Here is a 17,394-nt window from a genome sequence, read left to right as displayed (position 1 = left end):
GGGCGGTCGGGGCGCCGGCCCGGGTGGGCCGGCGCCGCGGGGAGTCACACCCGGAAGGGACCGGAAGGGAGGGGTCACGGACCCAGGGGTGACACCGGGAGGCATCACATGCGGAAGACGCCGTACGGAGCGGGCGGTGCCAGCGGGGCGTTGGCGCAGGCGGTGAGCGCGAGGCCGACGACGGTGCGGGTGTCCATCGGGTCGATCACACCGTCGTCCCAGAGCCGGGCGGTGGCGTAGTAGGCGTTGCCCTGGCGCTCGTACTGCTCGCGGACGGGACGCTTGAACTCCTCCTCCGCCTCGGCCGGCCACTGCTCGCCGCGCGCCTCGAACTGGTCGCGGCGGACGGTGGCGAGGACGGAGGACGCCTGCTCGCCGCCCATCACGGAGATCTTGGCCCCCGGCCACATCCACAGGAAGCGAGGTGAGTAGGCCCGGCCGCACATCGAGTAGTTGCCGGCTCCGTAGGAGCCGCCGACCACCACGGTCAGCTTCGGGACGCGGGTGCAGGCGACGGCGTTGACCATCTTGGCGCCGTGCTTGGCGATGCCGCCCGCCTCGTACTGCCGGCCGACCATGAACCCGGTGATGTTCTGGAGGAAGAGGAGGGGGATGCCCCGCTGGTCGCACAACTCGATGAAGTGGGCGCCCTTGAGGGCCGACTCGGAGAACAGCACGCCGTTGTTGGCGACGATGCCGACGGGGTGGCCGTGGATCCGGGCGAAGCCGGTGACCAGGGTCGTGCCGTACTCGGCCTTGAACTCGGCGAACCGGCTGCCGTCCACCAGGCGGGCGATCACCTCGCGCACGTCGTAGGGCGTGCGCGGGTCGACCGGCACGGCCCCGTACAGGCCCGCCGGGTCGACGGCCGGGGGCTCGACCGGGGTCAGCGGCCACGGCTTGGCCTCGCGCGGACCGAGCCCGGCGACGATCGTGCGGACGATGGAGAGGGCGTGGGCGTCGTCCTCGGCCAGGTGGTCCGTCACGCCCGAGGTGCGGGAGTGCAGGTCTCCGCCGCCCAGCTCCTCGGCGGTGACCACCTCGCCGGTGGCGGCCTTCACCAGCGGCGGACCGCCGAGGAAGATCGTGCCCTGGTTGCGGACGATCACGGCCTGGTCGCTCATCGCCGGGACGTACGCGCCGCCGGCCGTGCACGAGCCGAGCACGGCGGCGATCTGCGGGATGCCCGCGGCGGAGAGCCTGGCCTGGTTGTAGAAGATCCGGCCGAAGTGGTCGCGGTCGGGGAAGACCTCGTCCTGCATCGGGAGGAAGGCGCCGCCGGAGTCGACCAGGTAGACGCAGGGCAGCCGGTTCTCCAGCGCGACCTCCTGGGCGCGCAGGTGCTTCTTCACCGTCATCGGGTAGTAGGTGCCGCCCTTGACGGTGGCGTCGTTGGCGACCACCACCACCTCGCGCCCGGCGATCCGGCCGATGCCGGCGATCACCCCGGCCGCGGGGGCCGCGCCGTCGTACATCCCGTCGGCGGCCAGCGGGGCCAGTTCCAGGAAGGGGGAGGCCGGGTCGAGCAGGGTGTCCACCCGGTCGCGGGGCAGGAGCTTGCCGCGGGAGGTGTGCCGTGCCCGGGCCTTGGCCCCGCCGCCCAGGGCGGCCGCGTCGAGCTTCGCGCGCAGCTCGGCGACCAGGGCCCGGTGCGCCTCGGTGTTGGCGCGGTAGGCCTCGGAGCCCGGGTCGGCGGAGGTGCCGAGCCGGGGTGCCGGTGCGGCGGCCGCGGACGGTGCGGCGCCGGGCGCCGTGCCGGTCGCTGCGTTGAACCGGACACCGGTGGGTGCGCCGGTGGTTGAGATGACCATTCCCAAGAGCTCCCTTGCCCTCGGCACCAGGTGGGCGGCCGGGTGCGGTCTGCCTGGCATCGCACGTTAATTAACGTTAACTTACGCGCCCAGGTTAACGGCCGATAACCCGACTGTCTACGATGGTCGACATGTCGAACGCCCCCGCAGCCTCCGCGCTCCCACGCCGCGACCAGATCCGCCGGGAGGCCGCGAGGCTGTTCGCCGCCAGGGGTTTCCTCGGCGTGGGCGTGGACGAGATCGGCAAGGCCGTCGGGATCAGCGGCCCCGGGCTCTACCGCCACTTCGCCGGCAAGGACGCGATGCTCGCGGACCTGCTGATCGGCATCAGCGAGCGGCTGCTGGAGGAGGGGCGGCGCCGGGCGGGCGAGGGTGACGGTCCGGATGCCGCGCTGAACGCGCTGATCGGCGGCCACGTCGACTTCGCCCTGAACGACCGCGACCTGATCACCCTGCACGACCGCGAGCTGTTGAACCTCAAGGAGGAGGACCGGCGCACCGTCCGCCGGCTCCAGCGCGGCTACGTCGAACTGTGGGTGGACGTGGTCCGGCAGGCCTACCCGCCGCTGGCCGACCCCGCCGCCGAGCCGGTGGCGCGGGCCACCGTGCACGCCGTCTTCGGCCTGATCAACTCGACCCCGCACAGCCTCGGCCCGAACCCCGACCAGGGCGAGCGCCCGGCGCTCCAGCGCGACGGCATGGCCGCCCTGCTCCACGCCCTCGCCCACGGCGCATTCGCGGCGGCGGCCGCCTCGGTCGCCGACTCGGCCGTTGCGCCCGCCGGCGGTCCGGCGTCCGCGGGGGCCTGAATCCCGCGCCCCGCCCTGGGTCCCGGCCACGCGCTCGCCCCGCCCCCGGGCCCGTTTCCGGCCTCTGCGTCGACATCGAAGCGGAGCAAGGCGCCTTGCGGGAGCCCGGGGTGAAGCCGCCGACGGAAGCCCGTCCCGAGTCCTAGGCCCAAAGGACGGCGCCCGCCCACCCGTTGGCCGCTGGGCGCCCGGAAGGCCGTCGGCGACGCTGGAAGCGGTCGGGGGAGAGTGGCCCGCGTGGGCTCCCGGCCGGGAATCACGGCAGGCCGCAGGCTGTTGGCCAGTCCACTGGACCGGACGATCCGGGCTGCCCTGGCCCGCCCCTGACCCACCCGGGGCGGAAACGCCGTGGCGGCCACCCGACGAAATGGTTAGCATTCCTAAATATGCCTGAGACTCACGGATCCACGGTGGAGCAATCCCCGAGCGGCCCCCCGGCCCCCGGCCCGACCCCGGAGGTCCCCGTCGACAGCCCGCAGACCACCGCCGCACACACGACGCCGGCCGAGCAGGCCGAGCCGACTGATCAGGCCGAGCAAGCCGAGCAGGCCGAGCAAGCCGAGCAGACCGAGCAGGCCGAGCAGGCCGAGCAGGCCGGCTGGCTGCGTCGCCTGATCGGCTACAGCTGGCGGTCCCGCCGCAGCCTGCTGCTCGCCTTCGGCGCGTCGCTCCTCGGCATGGCCGTCACCGCGCTGGTGCCGCTGGTCACCAAGCTGATCATCGACGACGTCATCGTCGCCCACACCCGTTCGCTGACCCCCTGGGCGGTGCTGCTGCTGCTCGGCGCCCTCGTGGTCTTCGGCTGCACCCAGGTCCGCCGCTACTACGGCGGCCAGCTCGCGCTCGACGTCCAGCACGACATGCGCAGCGACCTGTTCCGCTCGCTCGGCCGGCTCGACGGCCACCGCCAGGACCGGCTGGACACCGGCCAGGTGATCGGGCGCGCGACCTCCGACCTCCAGTTGGTCAACGGTCTGCTCTCCATGCTGCCGATGATGACCGGCTACCTGCTGATGTTCGTCATGTCGCTGGTCGTGATGGTCTGGCTGTCCCCGCCGCTCACCCTGATCGCCCTGGTGATGGCCCCCGCGCTGTGGGGGGTCTCGGTGCTCAGCCGCAAGCGCCTCTTCCCCGCCACCTGGGCGGCCCAGCAGGAGGCGGCCGCCGTCGCGGGCGTGGTGGACGGCGCGATCGGTGGCGTCCGCGTGGTCAAGGGCTTCGGCCAGGAGGCACAGGAGCTCGACAAGCTGGAGGGGGTCTCCCGCAGCCTGTTCGCCGCCCGGCTCCGCTCGATCCGGCTCAACGCCCGCTACAACCCGGCGATGCAGGCGATTCCGGCACTCGCCCAGGTCGCCGTCCTGGCCTTCGGCGGCTGGCTGGCCGTCGACGGCCGGGTCACGCTGGGGACCTTCGTCGCCTTCTCCACCTATGTCGCGCAGATGACCGGCCCGGTGCGGATGCTGACCATGGTCATCACCGTCGGCCAGCAGGCCCGGGCCGGCGTCGAGCGCGTCCTGCAACTGATCGACGAGCGCCCGCTGGTCCAGGAGCGGCCGGACGCCCGCACCCTCGACCTCGCGCACACCGAGACCCCTGACGTGGCCCTGGAGTTCGACCGGGTCGAGTTCCGCTACGACCCCGAGCACCCCGCCCCCGTCCTGCACGGCCTCAGCCTGAGGATCGCCCCCGGAGAGACCCTCGCCCTGGTCGGTGCCTCCGGCTCGGGGAAGTCGACGGTGGCCCAGCTGGTGCCCCGCTTCTACGACCCGGCCGCCGGCACCGTCCGCCTGTACGGCCACGACCTGCGCGACCTCACCCTGGACTCCGTCCGGGCGACGGTCGGCATCGTTCCCGAGGAGAGCTTCCTCTTCTCCGAGTCGGTGCGCACCAACATCGCCTACGGCCGCCCGGACGCCACGGACGAACAGGTGGTCGCCGCGGCACGGGCCGCCCAGGCCGACGAGTTCGTCCGCGCGCTGCCGGACGGCTACGACACCAAGGTGGGCGAGCAGGGCCTGACCCTCTCCGGCGGCCAGCGCCAGCGCGTCGCGCTGGCCCGGGCGATCCTCACCGACCCCAGGATCCTGCTGCTGGACGACGCCACCTCGGCCGTGGACCCGCAGATCGAGGCGGAGATCCACGACGCGCTGCGCTCGGTGATGGCCGGCCGCACCACGCTGCTGATCGCCCACCGCCGCTCGACCCTCCAGCTCGCCGACCGGATCGCCGTCCTGGACCGCGGTCGGCTGCTGGACCTCGGTACCCACGAGGAACTCGAAGCCCGATGTCCCCGCTACCGAGCCCTGATCACCGATCCCGAGGCCGGTACGCAGCCCACCGAGCCGCAAACCGCTGAACCGCAGCCCATCGAACCGCAGGTCACCGAGCCGCAGCCCACCGACGGCCCTCCCGCGGACGCCACGCCCGGGGCCACCCCCGCCCCCGCACCTCAGGCCACCCCCGCCCTGAGCAAGGCCGCCCGCACCGCCGACCCCGACCTGCTGGCCAAGGTCGCGGCCCTCCCGCCCGCCTCGGACATCCCGGCCGTCCCCCGCGCCGAGGCCGAAGCCGGGGACCCCGACTTCACCCTGCGCCGCCTGCTGCGCCCCTTCCGCACCCCGCTGCTCATCGCCCTCCTGCTGGTCACCCTGGACGCGGCGGCCGGACTGGTGCTCCCGGTGCTGATCCGGCACGGCATCGACGAGGGCGTCCGCAAGGGCGTGATGGGCGGAGTCGCGGTGGCCTCGCTCACCGCACTCGTCGTGGTCCTGCTGGACTGGGTGGTGCAGGGCGCGGAGAACCGGGTCAGCGGCCGTACCGGCGAGCGCGTCCTCTACACGCTCCGGCTCAAGATCTTCGCCCACCTCAACCGGCTCGGCCTGGACTACTACGAGCGCGAGCTGACCGGCCGGATCATGACCCGGATGACCACCGACCTGGACTCGCTGACCTCCTTCCTCCAGACCGGGATGGTCACCGCGGTGGTCAGCCTGCTGACCTTCGCCGGGATCTTCGCCGCCCTGCTGATCATCGACGCCGGCCTGGCCCTGGTGGTCTTCGCCGTGCTGCCGCTGCTGGTGATCGCGACCCTGGTGTTCCGCAGGAAGTCCAGGGACCAGTACGAGCGCTCCCGCGACCTGATCAGCGCCGTCAACGCCGATCTCCAGGAGAACGTGGCCGGCATGCGGATCGTCCAGGCCTTCCGCCGCCTGGACACCAACACCGACCGCTTCGTGGCGCGCGGCATGGCCTACCGCGAGGCGCGGGTCCGCGCCCAGCTCTACATCTCGCTGTACTTCCCGTTCGTCCAGTTCCTCTCCAGCGTGGCCGCCGCACTGGTGCTGATCGTCGGTGCCGCCCGGGTCGACGCCGGGACGCTGACGGTCGGTGCGCTGGTCGCCTACCTGCTCTACATCGACCTGTTCTTCGCGCCGGTCAACCAGCTGTCCCAGGTGTTCGACGGCTACCAGCAGGCCTCGGTGGGCCTCGGCCGCATCCGCGAGCTGTTGCGCACCCCGACCACCACCGCCGAGGCGGCCGACCCGGTCCCGGTGGCCAAGGGCCTGCGCGGCGAGATCTCCTTCGAGGGGGTCGGCTTCGCCTACAACGGCGGCGCGGACGGTGCCCCGACCGTGCTGAGCGGCGTGGACCTGCACATCCCGGCCGGGCAGACGGTGGCCCTGGTCGGGGAGACCGGCGCCGGCAAGTCGACGCTGGTGAAGCTGGTCGCCCGGTTCTACGACGCGACGAAGGGCACCGTCCGGGTGGACGGGGTCGACCTCACCCGCTACGACCTGGCGCAGTACCGCCACCGGCTGGGCGTGGTGCCGCAGGAGGCGTACCTGTTCGCGGGCACGGTCCGCGAGGCGATCGCGTACGGCCGGCCGGACGCCTCGGCGGCCGAGGTGGAGGCGGCGGCCAGGGCGGTCGGCGCGCACGACATGATCGTGCGGCTCTCGGGCGGCTACGGCCACGAGGTGGCCGGCCGCGGGCGCAACCTCTCGGCGGGCCAGCGCCAGCTGATCGCGCTGGCCCGGGCCGAACTGGTCGACCCGGACATCCTGCTGCTCGACGAGGCCACCGCGGCGCTCGACCTGGCCACCGAGGCGGCGGTCAACCAGGCCGCGGACCGGCTCAGCGGCGGCCGGACGACCCTGGTCATCGCCCACCGGCTGACCACCGCCGAGCGTGCCGACCGGGTGGTCGTGCTGGACCACGGCCGGGTGGTCGAGGACGGCACCCACACCGAACTGCTCGCCCGGGGCGGCACCTACGCCCGGCTCTGGCAGGCGTTCATCGCCGACGGCCACCCGGCGGCGGAGGCCGTCGCCGCCGGTTAGCGCGGTCCAGTGCAGAACTCCGCTCGCCCGTAAGCCGCCTGTCGGACCGTCATCCCGGGTTCGTCATCCCGGGTCCGTCAGGCGGCGATCAGCGACGCCAGCAGCCCCGAGGCGTCGATCCCGCGCGGCAGGTCGCTCACCTGCCCGTCCCCGACCTCGACCACCCGCCAGCCGGAGCCGTCCGCCCGGCTGGCGAGATCGGTGGTGACGAAGCGGCAGCCGAGCCTGCGCACCAGCGCCCGGACGTCGGTGAGGTCGGGCTCGACGGCCTGGCGCGGGGCGTCCGGGTGCGGTCCGACCAGGACGGGCCGGCCGTCCAGCCACCACACCCGGGCCTCCACGGCCCGCCCGCCGGCATCCGGTGCGCCGCTGTCCGCGCGCACCACCCCGGTCCCACCGTTCGCACCGGCCCCGACAGTTCCACCAGCCGCGCCACTCGCGCCGGCCGGGCCCTCCGCCGAAGCGTCCGTGCCCTCGAACTCCTCGTACCGCCGCAGCACCACGCCGCCCGCCAGGAACTCGCCCTGCAGTTCGACGAACCGTTCCACCACCCGGCCGACGGCCGCCAGGTCGGCCAACTCGGGTACGTAGCAGGCCTCGTGCCACTCGTGCTTGCGCGACTTCACGTAGTCCTTGACGATCGCCGGCCCGTGCCCGCCGAGCCGGGCCGCGGCCTCCGCCAGCTCCTCCGGCCCGGGTGCCACCGGCCCGTCGGACGGGATCCACGTACTGGCCGGGGTGGCGCCCTCGAACACGTCGTACCAGCCCGGCAGTTCATGGGCCACCGCGTAACCGGGCGCGCTGGTCAGCAGGTTGCCGCCGCGGGCGGTGAGCGCGGCGGCGAAGTCGGCGTACCGGGCGGAGGGCAGCATCCAACCCCGGTACCAGAGCGGGCCGCTGTCCCGCGGCACCCGCCGGACCGCCTCCTCGGCCGGACCGGCGAGCAGCACGTCGTGGTCGACCAGGTGGTGCTCGCCGCCCAGCTCCCGCACCATCCTGGCCTCCCAGGCGAAGTGCGGGTCGGGCCGGCGCGGGTTGAGCGGATCGGCGGGGAAGATGATCGCTGGTACGGGCATGGCCGTCAGGGTACGGCCGACGGGCGGGCCCCGCGTCCGGCACGACGGGCCGGCCGGCGCAAGCACCCGACCGGAGTGCCGAATCCGCTCGACGCCCCGGTCGGCCACTGCGAGAGTGACCCGATGCGAAATCTGCTGCGACCCCACAAGCGCAAGCCGAGGCAGGCCGCCCGCACGGTGGTCCTGGACGAGAACGGCTCGGTCTTCCTGCTCCGCTCGGACAACGACGAGGTCGGCGTGCACTGGACCATGCCGGGCGGCGGACTGGAGCCGGGCGAGACCCCGTGGGAGGGCGCCCGCCGAGAGCTGTGGGAGGAGACCGGCTGGAGCGACCTCGAACCCGGCCCGCTGCTCTGCACCTGGGAGCACGACTTCACCTGGCACGGCACCCCGGTCCGCCAGCACGAGCACATCTACCTCGCCGGCGGACCGCACCGGGGCCCGGTCGGCGACGTCAGCGCGGTGCACGCCGTCGACCGGATCCTGGACTGGCGCTGGTGGACCCCGGCCGACCTGGCCGACGAGAACGCCGACGCCCTCTGGCCGCCCGCGCTGCCGGAACTGCTGGACGCGGTCCGCCCCGGCTGGGCGGTGGACGGGCGTCCGCCGGTGCCCGTCGACCTCGGGTACGTCCCGAACGCCCCGGCCGCCCGTTAGGTCCCCGGACCCGCCGGACCCGCCGGACCCTTCAGCCCCGCCAGACCGCTCGGCCCGTCGCTGCCCGTCGGAGCGTCCCGGCGGCGCGGCTACGGGCGCCCGCCGCGCCGGGGCCGCCCGGCGGGACCGGACTCCCAGCCGTGCAGTTCCAGCTCCCGGTCGTGCAGTGCGCCGGGATTCATCAGCACCGTCAGCTGGGCGTCGGCCAGTTGCCCGAAGCCGAGCCCGGTCGCGGACAGCAGCTGCTCGGTCGACACCGAGACGGCGATGGCGGGGCGCCAGGAGGGCAGCACCACCAGGCAGGTGCCGCGGCCGACCCGGATCGGCCGGGCCGCCACCCGGACCGGTGCGCGCTCCTCCGGCCGGCCGAGGGTGTCGGCCTGTCCGGGACTGCCGCCGATCAGGATGCCGAGCTGCGGCTCGGCCCACGGGGTCCCCGCGGTGGATTCGACGGCGGCGGGGCCGACTGCTGCCGAGTCGGTCGTGGCCGAGTCGACGATGACAGGACCGGTCGTGGCGGGGCTCGATCCGGTGGCGGGGGTGGTCACACCGAAGGACCCGGTGCCCGTCGCGGACGGCGGCACCTGCGCCGCCGCTACCACCGCGCCGGTGGTGGGTTCAGCCGTCCCCGCCGTACCGGCGGATCCGTCCGTCCACCCGGCGGCGTCCGGCAGGCCCGCCCCGGTCGGGTCGGTCGCGGCCGTCTCCCGTGCGGTCGCCCCCTGCCCGGTCCGGGCGGCCTGCGGGTGCATCCGGCGCAGCCGCCGCGAGGGTGACGGCCGTCGGGACCCCAGGATCCGCAGGTCTTCGCGCCCCGCCCGGGGCGTCGGTACGGACGGTCCGTCCTCCGGCGGGGCGTCGGCGGGCCGGAACCGGACGAACCCGGCCTCGGCCCCGCTTCCGTCCCGGCCGTCGACATCGACGACGACGGCGTCGGAGGAGGGGCCGTCGGGCGCGGCCGGACCGTCCTCGGCAGCCGCGTCCAGGCCGAGCAGCACCCGTACCTCCGCGAGCGGCCGCCGGCACGCCTGCGCGAGTTCGGCGACGGAGCGGCCCTGGGCGTGCGCGGCCCGCAGCCGGTCGGCGAACGCCGCCCGCAGACGCGTCGTGGTCGGATCGCCGTCCGCCTCCGGGCCGTCCGTCTCCGGGCCGTCCGTCTCCGGGCCGGACAGGAACGGGCCCGCTGCCTCCACGTCGTTGCGGCTGCGCGGCTGCGGCACCGAGTCGTGGCGCGAGGCGCAGCCCTGGCGGGCAGCCCCGTCCGGAGTGCCCGGCGTGGTGGCACCGGGTTCGGCGGCGGTCGCGATCGAACACATCGGGACGGCCGGGACCATCGGGACGGCCGGGATCGCCGGGGCCACCGCGTCGGGCGGGCCGGGTACGGCGTGCGGGGGCGAGGATCCGGCGGCGTCCCGGGGCGGGCCGGGCAGGGAGGGATCGGTTGCGGCAGGGTGGAGCGAGGTCATCTGCGGGCCCTTCGGGGAACGGTCCCGACGATCCTCCCGCACCACGCGATCAGCTCCAAGCGTCCGACCCGATGGTGTGCGCGATACCACCGCGACACCCCCGCAGGACCGCCGCGGAATCACCGTGGAATCACCGCGGGATCGCCCAAGACCGCGCCGGGCGAACACCGTTGCCGTACGGACGGAAGGCCGCCCCGCGTCCCGCGAGGACCCGTCCCGGACCCGCGCTCCCAGGCCCGCTCCAGGCCCGCTCGCGACCCGCCCGGGCCCGGTCCCGATCAGTCCCGGGCCCGCCGGGTCGGCTCAACTCCCGGGCGCGACGAACCCCTTGAGGTCGGCGAGCACCGCGTTCGCCGCCATGACGCCGAGCCCGAGGAACCAGGTCTCGTCCGAAACCGGTCGCGCCTGACCGGACTTGACCGCGCCGAGCGTCTTCCAGAGCGCGCCACCCAGCACCGTGTCCTGGTTGGTGGAGCTGGGGCTGCCGTACACGCCGTAGAAGATCCAGTCGGCGTCCGCCTTGTCGATCTGCTCCGGGCTGACCTCCACCGCGAGTTCCTTGACCTGCTCGATCCCGGGCTGCGGCAGCGGCACGTCGGTGAGGATGGTGCCGATGAAGGAGAGCTCGGCGTAGAGCCGGGTCCGGCCCGGCATGAAGCGCAGCGGCGTGATGGTGGGCCGCTTGTCGCCGAGCTTCGCGCCGATCGCCGCGGCCGCCGCCTGGTACGCGTCGAGCTGCGCCTTGGCCTCGGTCTCCAGACCGAACGCGCTCGCGTTGAGCAGGAAGTTCTGCTTCCACGGGTAGCCGGGGCGCAGCGAGAAGACGGTCGGTGCGATCTTGGACAGCTGGGCGTACTGGTCCTGGGCGCGCAGCTGGCTGCCGAGGATCAGGTCCGGCTTGAGCGCGGCGATCGCCTCCAGGTTGAGGCTGTTGATGGTGCCGACGGCGGCCGGGCTGCCGGCCTTGTCCTTGAGGTAGGACGGCAGGGACTTGGAGGCGTCGGCGTGGACGATGCCGACGGGCTGGATGCCGAGGGCGACGACGTTGTCGAGCTCGCCGGTGTCCAGCACCACGACCCGGGTGGGCCTGGCCGGCAGGACGGTCTCGCCCATCGCGTGCCTGAGGGTGCGCGGGTAGACGCCGGGGGCGGCGTCGGTGCCGAAGCCCTTCATCTTCTCGATCACGGTGGCGTAGTCGTCGCCACCCTGCTTGACGGACTTCTGGTCAGGGGAGGATCCGCCGGCGGCCGGGGCCGAACCGCCGCTGCCGCCCGATCCGTCCGATCCGTCCGAGCTGCCGCAGGCGGTGAGCAGTCCGCCGAGGCCGAGCACCACGCTGCCGGCGATCCCCGCGGTGAGGAACCGGCGGCGGCCGGGGGTGCGGGTGGAGGGGGCCAGGTCGTCGGAGGTGGGGGGCACGCGACGCTCCTTTTCACGATCGAAATTAGGTTAGGCAAACCTATCCGATGCGGGAGTGGCGGGGTCGCGGCCCACTCGCTCCAGAGGGTCAAACCATGTCAAACCCTGGCAAACGGGAGAAATTTTCTTGGCTCAAGCCCTTGGAAACAAAGGTACATGGGGTTAACAAGCCGTTAATGCATCAGCCCCACTGCCTTCGGCGGGAACGAATCGAAGCAAGTGGTTGAGATCACCAAGGGTTGGTCTACTCAACCTTCCATGCCCCCATCTAGGGTGCGCTGGTGTTTGATCAGCAGCTCTCAGAGCACACGAGCAGCGGCCGGGCAATGACGCCCGGCGCTCCGCAGGGTGCCCCGGTCAGTGGCATCAGTGGTGGAGTCCCCGGTGATCAGGGGACCGCTGGGGGAGCGGGGGACAAGGGTCTACGGGGCGGTTCCGTCGGCCTGCTGAGCAGCGTGGTGCTGGGCGTCTCGACGGTCGCCCCGGTCTACTGCCTGACCGCGACGCTCGGCCCGACCGTCACCGCGGTCGGCGTGCAGATGCCCGCGGTGTTCCTGGCGGGCTTCCTGCCGATGCTGCTCGTCGCGTTCGCGTACAAGGAGCTGAACAAGGACTTCCCGGACTGCGGCACGTCCTTCACCTGGGGCGTCCGGGCCTTCGGCCCCCGGGTCGGCTGGATGGCCGGCTGGGGCCTGACGGTGGCGACCATCATCGTCCTCTCCAACCTGGCCGGGGTCGCGACCGACTTCCTGTACCTGATGCTCGGGGAGATGACCGGCAGCGGTTGGGTCACCGGACTCGACCAGAACAAGGCCGTCCACCTGCTCACCGTGGTCCTGCTGATCGCCGGCGCCACCGCGATGAGCTACCGGGGGATGACCGCCACCAAGTGGTTCCAGTACAGCCTGGTCGGTCTCCAGCTGGCCGTGCTGGTGCTGTTCTCCGCCATCGCCATCGGCAAGGCCGTGGCCGGCGACCTGCCCGACTCCGTCGGCTTCTCGTTCTCCTGGCTCAACCCGCTGGAGGTCAGCTCGTTCAGCGCGTTCACCGCCGGGCTGTCGCTGTCGATCTTCATGTACTGGGGCTGGGACACCTGCCTGACCATGAACGAGGAGACCCAGGGCAGCGCCAAGACCCCCGGCCGCGCCGCGATGATCTCCATGGTCACCCTGGTCGGCTCGTACCTGCTGGTCGCGATCGCCTCCCAGATGTTCGCGGGCGTCGGCAGCACCGGCAACGGCCTCGGCAATCCGGCCACCGCGGACAACGTCTTCGCCGCGCTGGCCCGGCCGGTGCTCGGCTCGCCGTGGAGCATCCTGCTCTTCCTGGCCGTCGTCGCCAGTGCCGCCGCCAGCCTCCAGACCACCTTCATCCCGGTGGCCCGCACCCTGCTCGCGATGAGCGCCTACCGCGCCGTGCCGCCGCGCTTCGGCGCCGTCCACCCGCGCTTCCGCACCCCCGGCTACGCCACCGTCGCGGCCGGCATCGCCACCGCCGTCTTCTACGTCGGCATGAGTCTGATCAGCGAGAACGTCGTCCAGGACACCATCCTGGCGCTCGGCCTGATGATCTGCTTCTACTACGCGCTGACCGCCTTCGCCTGCGCCTGGTACTTCCGCCGCTCGCTGCGCACCAGCGTGCGCGACCTGCTGCTCAAGGGCGTCGCGCCGCTCCTCGGCGGCGTGCTGCTCAGCGCGGTCTTCCTCCAGACCCTCACCGACGCCTGGGCCCCCGACTACGGCAGCGGGTCGGTCTTCGGCATCGGTTCGGTCTTCGTGATCGGCGTCGGCATCCTGCTGCTCGGCGCGGGCCTGATGACCTGGTACAGCGTCATCCGCCCGGAGTTCTTCCGCGGCGAGACGCTGACCAAGGACACCCAGGCGCTGGTCGTGGAGGACTGACGCCGTTACCCTCGGGTCCATGAAGCGCTTCACGGGCCTGTGCTGGTGGCCGTCCTAGGACGGCCACCCCACTCGCCTGAGCAGGGCCGTCCGGAACGGACGGCCCTGCTGCGTTTCCACCGCTCACCGCAGGACGGGCCCCTCGCCCCGGACGGCCGCCACCACCGCCGTACCGAGGAGAGAGACCTTGACCACCGAGACCGCCGCCACTGCCGCTGCCGCCCCCGTGCCCGCCGGTGCCCCCGTTCCCGCCGCGGCCACGTCCGTGCCGTCCGACGACCCGACCGCCCATCGTGTCCTCACCGGGGACCGCCCCACCGGGCCGCTGCACCTCGGCCACTACTTCGGCACCCTGCGCAACCGCGTCCGGCTCCAGGACCAGGGCGTCGAGATGTTCGTCGTGGTCGCCGACTACCAGGTCATCACCGACCGCGACCTCGCCGACCGGCTCGCCGAGCACACCGAGAACCTCGTCCTCGACTACCTCGCCGCCGGCCTCGACCCCGAGCGGGCAACGATCTTCCCGCACAGCGCCGTCCCCGCCCTCAACCAGCTGCTGCTCCCCTTCCTCAGCCTGGTCAGCGTCGCCGAACTGGGCCGCAACCCCACCGTCAAGGACGAGATCGCCCACTCCCGGCAGTCCGCGGTCAGCGGGCTGATGTTCACCTACCCCGTCCACCAGGCCGCCGACATCCTCTTCTGCAAGGCCGACCTGGTCCCCGTCGGCCAGGACCAGCTGCCCCACCTCGAAGTCGCCCGCACGGTCGCCCGCCGCTTCAACGAGCGCTACCCGCACGCCGACGGCAGCGCCGTCTTCCCCCGCCCGGAGGCCCTGCTCTCCGACGCCCCGATGGTGCTCGGCACCGACGGCGGGAAGATGAGCAAGAGCCGGGGCAACGCCGTCGCGCTCGGCGCCACCGAGGACGAGACCGCCCGGATCATCCGCGGCGCCAGGACCGATGCCGACCGCCGGATCGACTACGACCCGGTCAACCGGCCCGGGGTGGCCGGCCTCGTCCTGCTCGCCGCGCTCTGCCAGGACCGCGCCCCCGAGGCAGTCGCCGAGGAGATCGGCGACGGCGGCGCCGCCGCGCTCAAGCGCACCGTCACCGAGTCCGTCAACGAGTTCCTCCGCCCGATGCGGGCCCGCCGGGCCGAGTTCGCCGCCGACCGCGGCCACCTGCGGCAGGTCCTGCGCGACGGCGCCGAACGCGCCAACGCCGTCGCGGAGGCCACCCTCGCCGAGGTCCGGGAGGTGATGGGGGCGGCGATCTGAGGAGCGCCCGCCGGCCGGAGCCTGCCGGAGGCCGCGGATGTCCGTCCGCGCTCTCCGTCGGGTCCGCCCCGGCCGTGGACCGCCGTCCGGCAGGCATCGGCGTCCGGCGGACATCGGGCCGGCGGACATCGGGCCCGCGGACATCGGCCGGTCGACACGGGGCATATCGTCACCGGGCGGTCGCCACCGGCGCGGCCGCCCGTACCCCGCTCCCGCGCCCGAAAGGCGGCCCGGCCCATGGACCAGCACCCGACCACACCCGGCCAGGGGCTGACCCGCCCGCCGCACCTGCGCCCCGGCGACCACATCGCCGTCGTCGCCCCCAGCGGCCCCATCGACGCCGAACGCCTCGGCGCAGGCTGCGCGATCCTCCGCTCCTGGGGGCTGCGCGTCACCGTCGCCCCGCACGTCCTCGACACCCACCCCGCCCTCGGCTACCTGGCCGGCACCGACGTCGACCGCGCCGCCGACCTCCGGTCCGTCTGGCTCGACCCCACCGTCGACGCCGTCATGTGCGCCCGCGGCGGATACGGCGTGCACCGCATGGTCGACCTGCTCGACTGGACCGCGATGCGCGCGGCGCGGCCCAAACCCTTCATCGGCTTCAGCGACGTCAGTTCCCTGCACGAGGCCTTCGCCCAGCGCCTCGGCCTCGCCACCCTGTACGGACCGATGGCCGCCGGGGCCACCTTCGTCGACGACGGTCCGACCGCCGAGCACCTGCGCCGCACCCTCTTCGACCCCGCATCCACCACCGTCCTCACCTCGCCCACCGCCGCCCCGCTCGTCCCCGGCCGGGCCCACGGGGTCACGGCCGGAGGCTGCCTCCACGTCCTCACCGCCGAGCGCGGCACGCGGGCCGCCCGCCCCTCGTACGCGGGCAGCGTCCTGGTGCTCGAAGACGTGCACGAGCACCCCTACCAACTGGACCGGCTGCTCACCCAGCTCCTGCGCTCCGGCGCCCTCGACGGCGTGGCCGGCATAGCCCTCGGCTCCTGGGAGGGCTGCGGACGGCCCGAACGGGTCCGCGCGGTGATGCTCGACCGGCTCGGCGGGCTCGGCATCCCCGTGCTCTGGGAGCTGGGCTTCGGCCACTGCCCGTCCACTCTCACCGTGCCGCTCGGCGTTCCCGCCCTGCTCGACGCCGATGCCGGCACCCTCACCCTGGACCTGCCCGCCCTGGCCGACCGCTGAGCCGTCCCGATCCGGAGTGCCCGGAGTGCGCCGGTGGAGCAGGGCGTGCGCAGGGCAGAGCCTGTGCCGGGCAGAGCGCGCGCTGAGCAGGGTGTGCGCGCTGAGTAGGGTGCGGCCATGAACGAGGACCGCCTCACCGCCCTTGCCCTCGGCTTCCTCCACGGCCCGGGAAGCAACGCCCGTACGATCCTCGGACTCGCCGGCCCGCCCGGTGCCGGCAAGTCCACCCTGGCCCGCCACCTGGTCGCCGAGGTCGAGCGCGCCGAGGGCCCCGGCACCGTCGCCTACGTTCCGCTGGACGGCTTCCACCTCTCCGGCACCCAGCTCGACCGCCTCGGCCTGACCCACCGCAAGGGCGCCCCCGCCACTTTCGACGCCCACGGGTACGTCGCCCTGCTGCGCCGTATCGCCGGCGACCGCTTCCAGGACGTCTACGTCCCGGACTTCGACCGCACCCTGGATGAACCGGTCGCCGCCCGCCACGTGGTCCGCCCGCACACCCGCCTTGTCATCACCGAGGGCAACTACCTCGCCTCCGCCGACGCCCCCTGGCCGGACGCCCGCCGACTGCTGCACGAACTCTGGTACGTGCACGCCGACGACACCGTCCGGGAGGAGCGCCTGCTCCGCCGCCACCGTGACGGCGGCCGCGACGAGACCACCGCCCGCCACTGGGTCACCGGCAACGACCATCCCAACGGCGAGTACGTGAAGCCCGGCCGGGCGCTCTGCACCAGGACCGTCTCCGGGACGGGTTTGCCTCCGGCGCCGGACAGGGGTAGTGTTCTCTAGTCACTCGGCAGGGAGCACCGGACACGCGTTTGCGCGGACGGTCCCGGGGCGGCCAATCCTTTGAATCACCACTTCCGGTTCGTGCCGGTCGTTTCGCTTTTCCGCGTGACGGCCTGGGGCTTATTCGGCGTGCGCGTTTTATCGGATTGCGGCTGGATTCGCTTTTCGGAGCGGGGATCGGCTAGAGTTTGAAACGTCGGACAGGGCGTCAAAGCCCCGAAGACACCGGCGAGTTGGATGAACGAAGCTCCGGAAACGGAGCGGAAAACATCTGATAAGCTGGAAACACGAAAGAATGAAGCCCGGAGGGCCTGCTGGAAGGCAGTCCGAAGGAAGCGTCCGTTCCTTGAGAACTCAACAGCGTGCCAAAAGTCAACGCCAGATATGTTGACATCCCCGGCCTCAGGTTTCCTGGGGTTGGAGATTCCTTTTGAAACAAACACTAGCGAGGACGCAGTGCGCGGGACCGCCCTATTCCGGTGGTTGCCGTGCCGCTCAACGCGAGTGTGAACCCGACTACGGGTAAACATTCACGGAGAGTTTGATCCTGGCTCAGGACGAACGCTGGCGGCGTGCTTAACACATGCAAGTCGAACGGTGAAGCCCTTCGGGGTGGATCAGTGGCGAACGGGTGAGTAACACGTGGGCAATCT

General features: G+C 72.9%; 11 protein-coding genes and 1 rRNA gene. 8 read left to right on the top strand and 4 right to left on the bottom strand.

What is annotated here, in order from left to right; all coding sequences use genetic code 11:
• Positions 1-104: 104 nt before the first annotated feature.
• Positions 105-1,811: a carboxyl transferase domain-containing protein gene (locus BU198_RS23930; RefSeq protein ID WP_188298927.1), complete on the bottom strand. Its 1,707-nt coding sequence runs from the start codon at positions 1,809-1,811 to the stop codon at positions 105-107.
• Positions 1,812-1,942: 131 nt separating this feature from the next.
• Between BU198_RS23930 and BU198_RS23925 the strand changes: the two genes are divergently transcribed.
• Entirely contained in the window at positions 1,943-2,620 is a 678-nt protein-coding gene (locus BU198_RS23925) for a TetR/AcrR family transcriptional regulator (RefSeq protein ID WP_188298926.1), read from the top strand.
• A gap of 386 nt (positions 2,621-3,006) precedes the next feature.
• A complete protein-coding gene (locus tag BU198_RS23920; protein ID WP_223244858.1) occupies positions 3,007-6,960 on the top strand; it encodes an ABC transporter ATP-binding protein in 3,954 nt (1,317 codons plus the stop codon).
• Positions 6,961-7,037: 77 nt separating this feature from the next.
• On the opposite strand, the gene BU198_RS23915 is transcribed toward BU198_RS23920, so the two are convergent.
• Positions 7,038-8,036, bottom strand: a complete 999-nt coding sequence (locus BU198_RS23915) for an ATP-grasp domain-containing protein (RefSeq protein WP_188298925.1) — start codon at positions 8,034-8,036, stop codon at positions 7,038-7,040.
• A gap of 123 nt (positions 8,037-8,159) precedes the next feature.
• On the opposite strand from BU198_RS23915, the gene BU198_RS23910 reads away from it, so the two are divergent.
• On the top strand, positions 8,160-8,693 hold the full coding sequence (locus BU198_RS23910; RefSeq protein ID WP_188298924.1) for an NUDIX hydrolase: 534 nt from the start codon (positions 8,160-8,162) through the stop codon (positions 8,691-8,693).
• 89 nt (positions 8,694-8,782) lie between these two features.
• On the opposite strand, the gene BU198_RS23905 is transcribed toward BU198_RS23910, so the two are convergent.
• A complete protein-coding gene (locus tag BU198_RS23905; RefSeq protein WP_188298923.1) occupies positions 8,783-10,159 on the bottom strand; it encodes a hypothetical protein in 1,377 nt (458 codons plus the stop codon).
• Between the two features lie 303 nt (positions 10,160-10,462).
• Complete coding sequence (locus BU198_RS23900; RefSeq protein WP_317620291.1) at positions 10,463-11,578, bottom strand: iron-siderophore ABC transporter substrate-binding protein; 1,116 nt, start codon at positions 11,576-11,578, stop codon at positions 10,463-10,465.
• A gap of 326 nt (positions 11,579-11,904) precedes the next feature.
• Here BU198_RS23900 and BU198_RS23895 point away from each other — a divergent pair, with 326 nt between their 5' ends.
• The 5 genes from BU198_RS23895 to BU198_RS23875 all read left to right on the top strand — a co-directional run.
• The gene (locus BU198_RS23895) at positions 11,905-13,479 is read left to right on the top strand and encodes an APC family permease (protein WP_188298933.1); all 1,575 of its coding nucleotides are present in this window, start codon (positions 11,905-11,907) and stop codon (positions 13,477-13,479) included.
• Positions 13,480-13,666: 187 nt separating this feature from the next.
• Positions 13,667-14,755 (top strand): tryptophan--tRNA ligase, encoded by a 1,089-nt coding sequence (gene trpS, locus BU198_RS23890; RefSeq protein ID WP_223244857.1) that lies wholly within the window; start codon positions 13,667-13,669, stop codon positions 14,753-14,755.
• 237 nt (positions 14,756-14,992) lie between these two features.
• Positions 14,993-15,949 carry an LD-carboxypeptidase gene (locus BU198_RS23885; protein ID WP_188298922.1) on the top strand — a complete coding sequence of 319 codons (957 nt, stop codon included), beginning with the start codon at positions 14,993-14,995 and terminating at the stop codon, positions 15,947-15,949.
• A 117-nt stretch (positions 15,950-16,066) separates the two neighbouring features.
• Positions 16,067-16,741, top strand: a complete 675-nt coding sequence (locus BU198_RS23880; RefSeq protein ID WP_188298921.1) for a nucleoside/nucleotide kinase family protein — start codon at positions 16,067-16,069, stop codon at positions 16,739-16,741.
• A gap of 529 nt (positions 16,742-17,270) precedes the next feature.
• Positions 17,271-17,394: ribosomal RNA gene (locus BU198_RS23875) — 16S ribosomal RNA — on the top strand; the annotation flags it as partial.

Source organism: Streptomyces sp. CBMA156 (assembly GCF_014596515.1).
GTDB lineage: Bacteria > Actinomycetota > Actinomycetes > Streptomycetales > Streptomycetaceae > Kitasatospora.
The sequence above is the reverse complement of the archived record's forward strand: the minus strand, read 5'-3'. Positions and strand labels throughout refer to the sequence as shown.